The sequence below is a fragment of the Nonomuraea sp. NPDC050383 genome, from assembly GCF_044459125.1.
GTDB lineage: Bacteria > Actinomycetota > Actinomycetes > Streptosporangiales > Streptosporangiaceae > Nonomuraea.
Map to the genome: position 1 here is coordinate 169,546 of NZ_JBITIP010000015.1, position 12,593 is coordinate 182,138.

General features: G+C 73.0%; 13 protein-coding genes. 1 reads left to right on the plus strand and 12 read right to left on the minus strand.

Going from position 1 to position 12,593, the window contains the following annotated elements; all coding sequences use genetic code 11:
• Positions 1-82 precede the first annotated feature (82 nt).
• On the plus strand, positions 83-514 hold the full coding sequence (locus tag ACIBG4_RS31730; RefSeq protein WP_310708253.1) for a MarR family transcriptional regulator: 432 nt from the start codon (positions 83-85) through the stop codon (positions 512-514).
• An 84-nt stretch (positions 515-598) separates the two neighbouring features.
• On the opposite strand, the gene ACIBG4_RS31735 is transcribed toward ACIBG4_RS31730, so the two are convergent.
• From ACIBG4_RS31735 to ACIBG4_RS31790, 12 genes are all read right to left on the minus strand, one after another.
• On the minus strand, positions 599-1,567 hold the full coding sequence (locus ACIBG4_RS31735; protein ID WP_397204917.1) for a hypothetical protein: 969 nt from the start codon (positions 1,565-1,567) through the stop codon (positions 599-601).
• Positions 1,564-2,262, minus strand: a complete 699-nt coding sequence (locus tag ACIBG4_RS31740; RefSeq protein WP_397204918.1) for a hypothetical protein — start codon at positions 2,260-2,262, stop codon at positions 1,564-1,566. Before ACIBG4_RS31740 ends, ACIBG4_RS31735 begins: the two co-directional genes overlap by 4 nt.
• Positions 2,263-2,357: 95 nt before the next feature.
• Complete coding sequence (locus ACIBG4_RS31745; protein WP_397204919.1) at positions 2,358-5,069, minus strand: BTAD domain-containing putative transcriptional regulator; 2,712 nt, start codon at positions 5,067-5,069, stop codon at positions 2,358-2,360.
• Between the two features lie 920 nt (positions 5,070-5,989).
• Positions 5,990-6,493: a flp pilus-assembly TadE/G-like family protein gene (locus tag ACIBG4_RS31750; protein WP_397204920.1), complete on the minus strand. Its 504-nt coding sequence runs from the start codon at positions 6,491-6,493 to the stop codon at positions 5,990-5,992.
• On the minus strand, positions 6,490-6,858 hold the full coding sequence (locus ACIBG4_RS31755; RefSeq protein ID WP_310708259.1) for a TadE/TadG family type IV pilus assembly protein: 369 nt from the start codon (positions 6,856-6,858) through the stop codon (positions 6,490-6,492). The genes ACIBG4_RS31750 and ACIBG4_RS31755 overlap by 4 nt, the downstream gene beginning before the upstream one ends.
• A gap of 59 nt (positions 6,859-6,917) precedes the next feature.
• Positions 6,918-7,310, minus strand: coding sequence for a TadE/TadG family type IV pilus assembly protein (locus ACIBG4_RS31760; RefSeq protein ID WP_397204921.1), 393 nt, complete (start codon positions 7,308-7,310; stop codon positions 6,918-6,920).
• Between the two features lie 71 nt (positions 7,311-7,381).
• On the minus strand, positions 7,382-7,606 hold the full coding sequence (locus tag ACIBG4_RS31765) for a hypothetical protein (protein ID WP_310708261.1): 225 nt from the start codon (positions 7,604-7,606) through the stop codon (positions 7,382-7,384).
• Positions 7,606-8,526, minus strand: coding sequence for a type II secretion system F family protein (locus ACIBG4_RS31770; RefSeq protein WP_397204922.1), 921 nt, complete (start codon positions 8,524-8,526; stop codon positions 7,606-7,608). The genes ACIBG4_RS31765 and ACIBG4_RS31770 overlap by 1 nt, the downstream gene beginning before the upstream one ends.
• A gap of 47 nt (positions 8,527-8,573) precedes the next feature.
• Positions 8,574-9,416: a type II secretion system F family protein gene (locus tag ACIBG4_RS31775; protein WP_310708263.1), complete on the minus strand. Its 843-nt coding sequence runs from the start codon at positions 9,414-9,416 to the stop codon at positions 8,574-8,576.
• Positions 9,416-10,711: an ATPase, T2SS/T4P/T4SS family gene (locus ACIBG4_RS31780; protein ID WP_310708264.1), complete on the minus strand. Its 1,296-nt coding sequence runs from the start codon at positions 10,709-10,711 to the stop codon at positions 9,416-9,418. The genes ACIBG4_RS31775 and ACIBG4_RS31780 overlap by 1 nt, the downstream gene beginning before the upstream one ends.
• Positions 10,708-11,424 carry a hypothetical protein gene (locus ACIBG4_RS31785; RefSeq protein ID WP_355440353.1) on the minus strand — a complete coding sequence of 239 codons (717 nt, stop codon included), beginning with the start codon at positions 11,422-11,424 and terminating at the stop codon, positions 10,708-10,710. The genes ACIBG4_RS31780 and ACIBG4_RS31785 overlap by 4 nt, the downstream gene beginning before the upstream one ends.
• Before the next feature lies 1 nt (position 11,425).
• Positions 11,426-12,091 carry a hypothetical protein gene (locus ACIBG4_RS31790; RefSeq protein ID WP_397204923.1) on the minus strand — a complete coding sequence of 222 codons (666 nt, stop codon included), beginning with the start codon at positions 12,089-12,091 and terminating at the stop codon, positions 11,426-11,428.
• Positions 12,092-12,593 lie beyond the last annotated feature (502 nt).

Below are 12,593 nucleotides of genomic sequence, written 5' to 3' on the forward strand. Positions count from 1 at the left end.
CCTCAGACGACGTTAGTAAGCGTAGACATTATTTGCACACGCCGACTAACTCACCATACAACGATGTCTGGAGGGGTGTCACATGCCGCTGCCCGACGACGCCGCGGAGGCCCGCGCCCAGGGCTGGCGCCGGCTCGCCGCGCTGCACGCGCGGATCGAGGACAGGCTGGAGAGAGCCCTGCAGAAGGAGCACGAGCTGAGCGTGAGCGAGTACACCGTGCTCGACGCGCTCGGCAGGCAGGACGGCTGGCACATGCGCATGCAGCAGCTCGCCCGCGCGGTCGTGCTCAGCCAGAGCGCCACGACCAGGCTCGTCACCCGCTTGGAGAACCGCGGCCTGCTCCACCGCTACCTGTGCGAGGACGACCGGCGCGGCATCTACTCCGAGGTGACGCCCGAGGGCCGCGCGCTGCTCGCCGCCGCCGAGCCCACGCACGACGCCGTGCTCAAGGAGGTGCTGGCGGAGGCGGCCGAGGTGCCGGAGCTGGCCCCCCTGGCCGCCGTCATCGCCTGACCGCCTCCGGGCTTTCCCGAGGCTTCATCCCCTGCCGTCGTGCTGCTGGGGCGGTCACTCCGTGCCGTCGTCCTGCTGGGGCGTTCACTCCGTGCCGTCGTCGCGTACGCTGCTCTGCACCTCGCCGACCGGCACATCCCGGGTGGCGCTCATCCGGACGGGCTGGTACTGCACCTGCACCCCCGGGTCGGCCACCTCCACCGGCCACACCGTCGTCACCGTCAGCTGGTACACCTCGCGCGGCTGGTCGATCGACGCGCGCAGGTAGCTCACCCCGCAGGTGTACGTGCCGCCCTTCGTGTACGGCTTGCCGGCCGGACCGCAGTCGGCCGACACCTTCGCCCGGTCGTCGCCGGTGCCCGGGTCGATGTCGATGCTCTTCAGCGTGGCCACCACGGTCGCGCTCATGATGCCGGGCAGCGTCGCCGTGGCCGTCCGCCTCGTCTCGCCGGCGTCGTCCAGCCAGACCCAGGTCGGCAGGTTCACGAAGCTCTTGGCGTCGGGGTTCAGCCGGATCCTGGGCTCGGGCACGGTCAGCGCGGCCCGGGCGATGTCGGTCAGCTCGCGGATCGTGATGCCCTGGGGCGGCGTGGTGTTCGGCGGCACGAAGACGAACATCTCCAGCCCGGTCCAGCACGAGATGCCCCGCGGATCGCTCTCGCTGTAGGCGGGCGTCCACCAGCGGCCCGGCTTGCCGACCTTGTCCTTGAACTGCTCAAGGAAACGCAGGAAGCTCTCCTCGTCGGCCTTGATCCGGGCGAAGTGGTCCGGCGAGCTCTCCTGCTGCTTCAGCATCTCCTCCGGCGTGGGGCCCGGCTCGTACCAGCAGGGGCTGGTCAGGCGGTAGCCGTCACGCTTGCCGCCCTTGACGCCGTTGCCGCTGATGATGATGCGCGAGCCCTTGAGGGTCAGGACGCTGGTGTTGTTGTTCTGGGTCGCCTCGGCGGAGACTCCGCCCAGGTCCTTCGGCGGCTTGCCCTGGACACCCGCGTTCTGGACGCCCGCGGCGGTCACCATCAGGCTCGCCACCAGCAGAGGGATCAGCGGCTTCATCGGTCACACCCTTTCTCGCCCTCGACGAACGTCCGGATGCGCCACGTACCGTCGTCGTAGCGGTGCGCGGCCACGCCCTGCACGTACGGGGCGCGCGTCCAGGCGGGCTGCTCGGCGACCGCCTTGCCGGTGCGCGTGGACACCAGCCGCACCCCCGTCTCGTCGAAGCACGCGTTGACCTGCGCGCCCTTGCCCATGACGGACTGGACCCGCAGGTTGTACACGCGGGCGACGCCACGCAGGCTCCGCTCCCGGTCGGCGAACGCGTCCACCCACCGGCCGGCCACGCCCACGGCGTCGTACTCCAGGTTGTCGAGGTAGCCGTCGTCGCCGGTGACCACGGCCCGCCGGGTGTCCACGTAGTAGTCGGCGACCAGCCGCACCAGCGGGTCGGCGTCGGGCGGCCACTCGATGCGGACCCGCAGCGCGTCACCGATCCGCACGGTCTGGGTGCCTTCGGGGATCGCCGACTTCGCCGTCGCCGGCCGCCCCGTGCTCCCGTCCGGGACGGATGGCGTGGTGGCGTCCGAGGACGCGGTCCCGCTCGGCGGCGCGCTCACGGCGGTCGGCGGCGCGCTCGTGGCGGGCGCCGGGGCGCCACCCGGCGTGTACGGCCGCGCACTCTCCCCACCACACCCGGCCGCCGCCACGCTCCCGGCCACCACCAGCACCACAACCGGGCCGACCCGCCTCATACGGCCTATCCCGCCGATTCCCGCACCCCACCGGCCTCTTCCGGAGCCCCGCGTACCTTCGGCTCCCGCAGGCCGCCGAACCCATCGCGTTGATCTCATGCCGTCGACTCCCTCACCACGTGGATGCGCCAGGCGGGCAGCAGCTCGTCGATCAGCGCCTCGGTCTCCGGCGCCAGCCCGCCCGTGTAGGAGTGCGCCCCCGATCTCCTGGTCAGCGCGTCGACCACCGCGCGCAGCCGGACGAAGTCGCGGGTCGCGTGCGTCGCGCGCAGCAGGTCGCGCCACAGCCCCTCGTCGTCGGCCGCGAGCAGCAGCGCCGCCCGTACGGCCGCCACCGCGGACTCCGGCTCGCCGTGCGCGAGTCGCAGCTCGCACAGCCGGTGGGCCGCGTCCGCCACCGCCGCCGTGACGTCATACTCCAGGTCGTCGGCCGCTAGCCACGCGTACCGGCCCGACGGCCGCCCGCTCAGCAGCGGTCCGCGAACCAGCCCCAGCGCCCGTTCGAGCAGCACGGCCCGCGCCGCCGGATCCCGGTGCGACCGGCGCACCAGCTCCCGGAACAGCGCCCAGTCCGTGCGCACGCCCGGACCGAGACTCAGCCGGCCCGCCTCGTCCACCCGCAGGTGCTCCTCGCCGAGCCAGCCGGCGACCCGGGCGATCGTGGCGTCGCGCACCATGCCCTGCACCCCGCGCGGCCACAGCACACCCCCGAGGACGACCGGGTGAACACCGCCGGGATGCGTGGCCAGGTACACCAGCATCTCCGCGGCCAGCGCCATCCGGCCCTCCTCCAGCGGGTCGAGGCCGACGATCTCGATCGGGCCGAGCATCCTGACCTCCACCTCGGCGGGCCGGAGGTCCTCCAGCGGCTCGGCCTCGGCGATCGGCTCGCCGTCGTACCGGCCGGCCGTACGGAACAGCTCGACGAGCGCCTGGTAGTGGCGGCGCGGCAGGAGCTGGGCGGTCACCTCGAAGCCCAGCTCGGCGATCCGCGCCTTGCCCTCGGAGGTGATCTCCAGGGTCCAGGTGGCATGCGGGACGTCGCCGGTCACCACGTAGCCGGCGGTGTCGTTGCGGGCCAGCAGCGCCAGCCGGCGGGCCTCCTCCTGGGTGGGGGTGACGGCCGACAGCAGGTAGTGGGCGTCGCGCGGGCGGCCCGTGATCCGCCCGGTCAGCACCTCCTGGCGCGGCGCGGCGGCCGCCTCCAGCTCCGGCAGCACCTCGGCCAGGCTGCCCACCGCCCGCACGCGTTCGGGGGCGATGGCGGTCAGCTCCTGGCCGAACCCGACCAGCGTGATGCTCATGCGGTCGGACCAGCGGTTGGTGGCCAGCTCGACGGCCAGCGCGGCGAGCGCGGCGGTGGTCTGCGGGCCACGGATGTTGATCAGGCCCTGGGCGGCCTCCAGGTCCACGAGTACCCGGCCGCCCGCGTCGGTGCCGAGCGACACCAGCCCCGGGTACGGCGCTCCGCCGGGGCCTCCGCCCGCACCGGCGTCCCAGCGCTCGGCCAGCAGGCGGCCCTCGTGGGCCGGCAGCCGCCACACCTGGCCGCCGTCCTGCACGGTCCAGGGTGCGGGCGCGTCGCCGTCCGGCGGGTGGATCCACAGGTCGAGGGTGCGCGCGGACAGGTGCGCCGCGTACACGGTCGGCGGCGTGCGGCCCTGCGCGGCGAGCTCGGCGCCCAGCACCCGCAGGCCGATGTCGAGCAGGCGCGTGCCGGGGGCGTCGGCGCCGATCCGCAGCGCCACCTCGGCGCTGGCGGCGTCGCCACGCGGGCGCGCGATCCGGCGGCCGAACGCGCGCCGCCACAGCTGCTCGCGCCGCCGCCGGCCGAGCAGCGCCAGCAGGCCCGCGGCGGCCAGCGAGGCCCCGGCCAGGTAGTCGACGAGATCCAGCCCCTGCCCCTGTCCCTGCTCCTGCCCCTGCCCCTGTCCCTGCTTTTCCTGCCGCTCGGTGCCCTGCTGATGCGGGGCTCGCTGCTCGGGGCTGTGGTTCTTGGGGCTCTGGTGCCTGGCCTCCTGGCGGACCTCGTCGGCGACGCGGCCCGGCGTGACGGTCGCCCGGCCGGGGTGCTCGCGCAGAGTCTGCGCCCGCGCCTGCTCGGCGGGGACGACGTGGGCGTGGCGGGCGTCGTCGGGCATGTCGAGGACCCAGCCGGGCCTGATCAGGTCGGCCATGCGCAGGCGGGCGCCGTCGGGCTGCTCCTTGTGCTGGTTCAGCTCGAAGATCTCGGGATAGCGACGGCCGTCGCCGAGGCACTTCTCGGCGATCTCCCACAGGCTCTCGTGGTGGCGGCCGTGCGGCGGCTGCACCACGTACACCTTCTTCGCCCGGTGCTGGACCGTGTGCGGCGTCTCGGCCGGCTGCTCGGCGACGGGCGCGGTGAACGCGACGGCCGCCACCACCGGCGCGGCGGGCGGAGTCATGCCGAGGCGCGCGATCGGCACGGCCACGGCCCCGGCGGTGAACAGCAGCAGCACCGCCGAGACGAGCCGGTTGGCCAGCGCCTGGGTGCCGCCGGAGAACGGGACGCGGGCGGGCATGCCGACCCTGCGCACCCCCGCGTACACCTCCACCATGACGCACGCCACGAGCTGCAACCAGGCGAGCCACACCAGCAGGAGGAGCACGGCGACGATCGTGGACGGCCCGACGCTGCTGGTGAGAAGGTCGAGGTCGAGCAGCTCGGGCGCGATGGGCGGTCCGGCGAACCTCAGCAGCGCGTACGGCACACCGCCGACGAGCCCGACCAGGACGACGAGCGCGCCCAGCCCGGCGACCACGTCACCGGGCCCCCGCCGCGCCACGACCCGCGCATGCCCAGGCCCTGCTCCGGCCGCACGCCTCTGCCCGGCTTCCCGAGCGATCGGCCGACCGGCCGCCCGCGTCCCCTCCCGCCCGGCCCCGGACTCCCGTCCAGCCCCGGAATCCCAGGAATCGCCCCGACCCCTGTCTTCACGCCGGGAATCCCAGGCACCTCCACGGCCGCCGTCACGTCCCCGTCCAGCCTCATGCTGTGAGTCCCACGCACTCGCGCGACCAGCATCACGTCCCTGCCCAGCGTCGCGTCCCTGCCCAGCGTCGCGTCCCTGCCCAGCGTCGCGTCCCTGCCCAGCGTCACGCCCGGACTCCCACGCGCCTCCGCGACCGCCGTCGCGCCCGGATTCACGACCCCGGCGTTCGTCGGACCGTTCGCGCCCGCGACTCTGCCACGCCCCCCGGACCCGCTCCTGCGCGGACTCCCGCATCGGTTCCCGCACGGATCCGCGGCCCCGCTCGCGCCCGTACCGGGGCAGCCGTTCCTCCTCGGTCGCCGGCCGCGCCCCGGGCCGCCGCGGCACCCCGTCGTCGTCGGCCCCTCGGTCCTGCCGCGCAGCCGGTTCCTTAGGCCCCGGCCCGCCCGCGTCGGACCGGTCACGCCCTGAGAGCTCCTGTTCGGAACGGTCCTTTCCTGATCGTGCGTCCCCCTGGCTCCCGGCACGCCAGTCACCCGAGAACACAGACGGCCGGGGAGCCTGCCACGGCCCGGCCGCCGGCCGACCACTCGCAGGCGGAACCGGCGAACCAGGCGGAACCGGGGGGACCGGCCGGCCGGGGAGGCGTGGCCGGTCGCCGGAGGGCTCGCGCCTTGGCGGTGGCTCTGGCGTCGGCATCGCCTCTCCTTTCTCACATCAAGCGTGGGTGCTCATCGCCCCCACATCCATCGACTGACGGGAATCGGTCTGGCTCATCTCGCCTCTGGGCCGGCCGACGCCTCCCCTCGCATCTCGCCGCCCTGAAACCCGAGCGCGCCGAGGAAGAACGCCTGCCAGGCGACGTTGACGCCGACCGTCACCACGGTCTGGTCCCCGCCCACCTCACAGGAGGCGGCGCCCACCCCGTCGCCCCCCTGCGCGGTGATCAGCTCCTGGGCGCGGGCGCAGACCTCACCCTGGTCGAGCAGCCTGGTCTCGCCGGTCTCGCGCAGATGGTCGATGTCGATCTTGTCGGCGCCGGCGCGGGCGGCCTGCTCGGCGATGTCGGCGGCCCGGAGCCGCGCGTTGATGGCCGCGCCGCCGTCGACCAGCAGCCCCGCCAGCATGAACACCACCACGGAGAACAGCACGGTGAACACCGACATGGACCCGCGTTCCCGGCGCCGTGTCATCCCCTGCGGCCACTCGTGGCGAAGCGCCGCGGCGGCGGTGCCGTGGCGGACGCGCGGCCCCCGGCCGGGGTGACGCGCGCTCACTCCACTCTCCTGAGCTGCTCCAGCGGGACCACCGCGGTCCCCGTCATGTCGTGGGTCGCTCCGAAGCCGAGGAATCCGAGGTCGAGCTCGCACGTGACCTCGGCCGTGGCCTGTCCCCCAGCCCGGAAATCAGACTTGTCGAGAGAGACCGACGGCTTCCCGCAGCTGCCCTGGAGCGCGGCGGTGGTGGCCTGCTCGGCAGCCTGTCCCGCCGCGTCGAGATCGCGCTGGACGGAGGCGGCGCGGGCCGCGTCGCGGGCGGCGCCGTTGACCTCGCCCTGCGCCTCCACCACCCGCCCGGCCCCGGCCAGGAACATGAGGAAAAGCAGGAAGACCGGCGCGAGCATGACGGTCTCCACCGCCATCGACCCATGCTCTCCCCGCCCACGCCTGCCGCGCCCGTGCGCGCTCACCCGGTTCGTGGTCATTGGCAGTCGTCGCCCCCGTTGTCGGGCCGGAAGCACTCCACCGGACCGCCCGACGTGGCGGTGATCGTGAACGTGAGCTGCGGCAGCAGCGGTATGACCTGTACGGCGCTGCCCGTCACGGTGACCCACCGCTGGTCGGGTTCGCGTTCGGAGGTCGTGGCCGTGGCGCCGGCCAGCAGGCGCGGCCCGATGGCGCGCACCACGTCCGTGGCCTTCGCCGTGGCCGCCGTCTCCCAGCCGCCCGAGTCGAACGGCGCCGAGCGCGCCACCCGGGCGCCCTCGCGAGCCGCCGCCTCTGCCACCTGCCGGCCGTGGAACCAGAGCGCCACCTGCACGATGAGCAGGACGACGGCGAGCACGACCGGCATCAGCAGCGCCAGCTCGATCACGGTGGCGCCACGCTCACCCCGGGGTCGTTCCCGGGAACGCGGGCGAGGAAGGAGCCGGGGGGAGGCGGCGATCATTGGTTGCCGCTGTCCCCGCCGCCGAAGCTGGTCTGGATGTCGTTCTGCTTCTGCTCCACGAGCGTCTTGATGAGCGTGGCCAGGCCGAGCGCGACGCCGGCGATGATCGCGGTGATGATCACCCATTCGACGGCCGAGGCGCCGCGGCTGGGCGCGGTGCGGGCGCGGTGGATGCGCACGCCGAGGTACGCTCGCAGGTAGACGATCCAGGGATGGTTCATCAGGACCCCAACATCTTCATAGCGGCCGGAAAACTGAGAAAGATCACGAACCCGGCGCAGAGCAGGAGCTGCGCCACGAGCATCGACTGGGAGCGCTCGCCCGCCCGGCCCTCGATCTCGGCCAGCTCGCGGCGGCGCAGCGTGGCGGCCCGGGCCGTCAGCGAGGCGCGTACCTTGGCCCCGTCGTCGGCGACGAGTCCCAGCGCGGCGGACAGGTCACGCAGCTCGTCGACGTTGATCTCCTCGCCGAGCTGGCCGAGCGCCTGCCACGGGGTGATGCCGACGATCCGGGCGCCGCTCAGCGCGTCGCGGATGCGTGACATGGCCCAGTTGGGCTGGTCGCCGCTGATGCTGACCGCCATCATGAGCGCCTCGGGCACGCCGCGCCCGCCCGCGAGGTTCATCGAGACGAGGTCGAGGAACGCGCCCACGACGTGCCGGAAGTCGCGCCGTTTGGCCGCCGCGTCCCGCTTGACCTGGAGGTCGGGCAGGAAGAAGAACACCGCGGCCATCGCCAGAGCCGCCCAGAACGGGATCGTCAGTGACGCGCCCCAGCCCATGAGGAACAACCACGCGAGCAGTACGGGAAACGCGAGCAGCCCCGCCGCGGCGAGCAACGCCTTGGTGGCCAGGTAGCCCTCGAACGACCGCCCCACCAGCGCCAGGTCGGCCTTGGTGGAGCGGACCTCCCAGCCGCGCGCGCCGTACACCTGTGCGAGCCGGACGCCGAGACCGCGCCGGAAGGCGCTGACCTCCTCCTCGGACGTCACGAGCTGGATGCGCGGCGCGCCCGCGTCCTCCCGCACGGCCTCGATCGCGAGCAGCCGCGCCACCAGGCCGGGCCGGGCCGGGATCAGCGCCCGTACCAGCAGGAACAGCCCGAGGCCGAGCACGCCGCCCGCGAGCACTCCCTCAACCACGGCCGCCTCCCCGGACGCCGGGCGCCTGGACCGTCGTGGTCAGGCCGTCAGCCATGGCCACCTCCGACGAGCAGTCGCGTGGGTTTGTCGAAACGCGCCAGCCGCCGCATCCAGGCGAAGCCGGCGCCGAACAGCCCGGCCACGACCACCAGCACCGCCTGGCCGAGCAGGCTGCCGTACTCGCTGACGTACGACGGGTTGAAGACGACCAGCAGCCCCGCGAACACCAGCGCCGTGATCACCACGATCTGCACGCTGCGGCGGGTGGATCGGCGTTCGGCCTCCACGCGTCGGCGCATGTCGAGCTCCTCGCGGGCCGACACGGCCAGGGCGCCCAGCACGTCGCGCAGGCCGGGGCCGCGCAGCCGGGAGTTGAGGATGAGCGCCGCCACGACCAGGTCGGCGGAGGGGTCGTCGAGCTCGTCGGCGAAGAGGGCGAGCGCCTCCGGCAAGGCCATCCTGGTGTGCAGGCGGTCGATGAGGGCACGCAGGTGCGGTCTGAGCGTGGGCGCCGCGGCCCTGATGGAGGCCGGGATGGCCTGTTCGAGACCGGCCGCGCCGGCGATGGTGTCGCGCAGCGACTCGGTCCAGGCGGCCAGCCCTTCGAGGCGATGCATCGCGGCGCGCTCCTCGGCGGCGCCGCCGGACAGGCCGCGCCAGGAGAACACCAGCAGCACCGCGCCCGCGGCGAACACCGGCCAGCGGGTCACCGCGAGCACGACGGCCGCGGCCACGGCGGCGATCGCGGTGCGGGTGGTCAGCATCCTGACGAGCTCGCGCTTCGGCCGGGCCGGGCGGGGGCGCATGCCGTACAGGGAGAGGAAGAGCAGGTAGAGGCCGCCGCCGGCGGCGGCGCCCGGAAGCAGGGCGAGCGGGTCGAGGCCGGTCATCACCACACCCCCGGGGTGTAGCCGTGGGCGATGAGCTCCTGCAGGCAGGAGACGGGGGCGTGCGGCAGGGCGGCGCCGTCCGGACCGGGCACGAACACCTCGCTGGACAGCACGCGCCCGTCGCAGCCGTTGACCTCGCGGATGCTGGAGACGTAGCGGCGCAGGGTGCCGCCCCGCTGGTAGTCGTTGCGTTTCTCCACGAACACCACGAAGTCGATGGCTCCGGCGATGAGCATGTGGGTGGCGTCGATGGGCAGGCGCTCCCCGGCCTGGAGGGCGTAGGTGGCGATGCGGTTGAACACCTCCATGCTGGAGTTGGCGTGGATGGTGGACAGGGAGCCGTCGTTGCCCTGGGTCATCGCGTTGAGCATGGTGACGATCTCGTCGCCGAGGACCTCGCCGACGATCACGCGGCTGGGGTTCATGCGCAGAGAGCGGCGGACGAGCTCGGCCATGGTGATCTCGCCCTGGCCCTCGGAGTTGGGCAGCCGCTGCTCGAAGGCCACCACGTTGGGGTGCAGCTCGGGGAACTGGTCGAGGCCGAGCTCCAGGGCGCGTTCGACGGTGATGAGGCGCTCCGTGGGCGGGATCTCGTTGGCCAGGGCGCGCAGCAGGGTCGTCTTGCCGGCGTTGGTGGAGCCGGCGATCATGATGTTCTTGCGGGCGGTGACGGCGGCCGTGAGGAACCTGCCGATCTCCGGGCTGATGGTGCCGTTGCCCACCAGGTCGCTGAGGAACACCTTGCCCAGGCGGGCGCGGCGGATCGACACGGCCGGCCTGAGTGTGACGTCCATGACCGCGCTCAACCGGGAGCCGTCGGGCAGGCGCAGGTCGAGCTGGGGGTTCGCGGTGTCGAACGGCCTGCTCGACAGGCCGGAGTAGGCGGCCAGGATCTGGATCAGCTCGATGAGCTCGTCGTCGGACTCGGCGACCGGCTCCTGCATGAGCTCCTGGCCGTCGGCGTAGCTGACGAAGACGCGGTCGCAGCCGTTGATGTCGATGTTCTCGACGTCGGGGTCGTCGAGCAGCGGCTGGAGGCGGCCGACGCCGAACAGCGCGGCGTGGATGCCCGCCGCCAGGGCCTCCTCCTCCTCGACGGTGGGCGGGGTGCGGCCGAGGCCGATCTCGCTGCGGGCGTGCTCCTCCAGCACCTGGGAGATGAGTGCGCGGGCGAACTGGCGCTCGTCCTCGCCGGTCATCGGGGTCAGGCCGTTGGCCTGGTCGAGCCGGCGTTGGTGGGCCAGCCGGTCGCCGACGTCCTGCCGGAACCGCTTGACGAGGGTGTGGTCGATCACGGCCGGCTCACCAGCCGTCCCGCGAGGTCGCGTGCCGTACGGATGAGCAGGGAGCGGTCGAGGCGGCCGCCCCACTGGCCGCGCAGCAGCTCGGCGCCCTTGGGGTCGTGGGCGAGGCCGTGCACGAACGCCACGCTCGGGCCGACGATGCGGCGCACGTCCTCGATCGAGGATCGGTAGTTGCGCGGGTCGGCGATCACGACCACGCCGTGGGCCTTGGTGACGGTCAGGCGTTCGCGCAGGTGGGCGACGTGGTCGAGGGTGGCCCTGGTGAGCAGCAGCACGGTCTCCGCCTCGGCGAGCAGGTCCCCGAGCTGGGGATGGGCCCCCAGGCGGCCGCAGTCGGCGATCACGTCGGCCTCGGGTATGGCGGCCAGCGCCCGGCCCAGCGGTCCCCAGAGCCAGGTGAGGCCGGCGGCCTGCTCGCCGTGGGTGAGCCCGGCCAGGACGTCCAGGCCGCCGACGATCTTCTGGGTGTGCTGGTGGATCTGCGCGGGCTCCAGGCCGCGCCGCGCGCCGGCGGCGAGGGTGAGCAGGCCCTTGCCGGGGTTGAGCACGCCGCCGTCGGACGCGGGGAGCCGGTAGGCGATGTCGCCGCCCGCCGGGTCGCACTCGGCCAGCAGTACGGGCCTGGGCCAGACGGCGGCCAGGGCCGTCGAGGCGGTGGTGACTCCGGGCGCGCCCTTGTCGGCGGCCAGCACGATGAGCGCCACGTCAGCGCGCTCCCGGCAGCTCGGCCACCGCGATCTCGCCGCTGGAGGCGTAACGGAGGATCTCCGGCGAGGCCGTGGCGTCGACGATGACGGTGATCAAACCGGTCCCGCCGGTCCTGCCGGGGGCGCCGACGCTGAAGACGAGCGCCTTCTCGGCGAGCACCTGGCTCTCCGTCTGGCTGGTCCGGGCCGGGACGTGGACGACCTGCACCCGGTCGCCCTTCTGCAGCCCGGCCGGCGCCTGGCCGGACTTGAGCGCGAGACCCACCTTGGCCTTGCCCGGGACCAGCTCCGAGCTGGCCCTGACGCCCATGCCGTTGGTGAGCAGCGTGCCGGGCAGGATCGTCACCGCGGCGAAGCTGTCGAGGACCTGCTGCCGCTGTGACCAGCTCACGTAGTCGAGGCCGCTGTCGGCGATCTGCACCTCTTCGAGCGCCTCCGCCGTGAACTGCTGGCCCGCGCCGATCTGCTGGGTGACGCGGATGGCGGAGATCCGGTCGCCGCTACGCATGACGAGCAGCGTCGTCGCGAGCGCCCCGCCCAGGATCAGGAGCACCGCGAGGGCGGCCAGCGCAGGCTTCCGCTCGCGTGGAGGGACGGGCAGCTTGCGCGAGGCCGGGCCGGACAACCCCGCCGTGTTGACGGCGGGCTTTTCGCTGGTCCTCATGGGTGGGGGGCTCCCATTAAGTGGAATTGTGGAATTCACGCCATTATGTGCAGCCCGGCCTCGGGGTGGGGCGGGAATGCGAGGAACCATGCTCGTTTCGCAGGTGGGAAGCTGTCAACTCGACGTATTCGATACTCATTGTTTCTACCGAGTTGACGGCATTGCCTTTTTGGAGCTATGTGTCACGACTGTCACACGGGTCCCGTTATGCACGAGCCTTTATGCCACTTTTCAGCAGTCCGGGCGGTGGGCGGCCTGTCACCGGTGTGGTCGGTCGCTGGGCGGATCGCCTCTCGGCCACCGCTCGTGGCATGATCGAGCGGCGCACGCGGGCATGGCCCCGGCGAAAAAGACGCATCATCCGGCAAGCCCGATAACCGCCCGAAAATCCCCAATAGGACATACCCCGAATCCTTCAGAACCGAAAATCCGGCGTGTCGTCCACAGGCAATTTTCCGAACCGCGCGTTGTCCACAGCCGGCCGCTTCCATGCCATTGGCGT

Bases quoted from the DNA above. Each gene is read 5' to 3' on its own strand.
- ACIBG4_RS31730 (WP_310708253.1), top strand. From the start codon at position 83: ATGCCGCTGCCCGACGACGCCGCGGAGGCCCGCGCCCAGGGCTGGCGC.
- ACIBG4_RS31735 (WP_397204917.1), bottom strand. From the start codon at position 1,567: ATGAAGCCGCTGATCCCTCTGCTGGTGGCGAGCCTGATGGTGACCGCC.
- ACIBG4_RS31740 (WP_397204918.1), bottom strand. From the start codon at position 2,262: ATGAGGCGGGTCGGCCCGGTTGTGGTGCTGGTGGTGGCCGGGAGCGTG.
- ACIBG4_RS31755 (WP_310708259.1), bottom strand. From the start codon at position 6,858: ATGGCGGTGGAGACCGTCATGCTCGCGCCGGTCTTCCTGCTTTTCCTC.
- ACIBG4_RS31765 (WP_310708261.1), bottom strand. From the start codon at position 7,606: ATGAACCATCCCTGGATCGTCTACCTGCGAGCGTACCTCGGCGTGCGC.
- ACIBG4_RS31775 (WP_310708263.1), bottom strand. From the start codon at position 9,416: ATGACCGGCCTCGACCCGCTCGCCCTGCTTCCGGGCGCCGCCGCCGGC.
- ACIBG4_RS31790 (WP_397204923.1), bottom strand. From the start codon at position 12,091: ATGAGGACCAGCGAAAAGCCCGCCGTCAACACGGCGGGGTTGTCCGGC.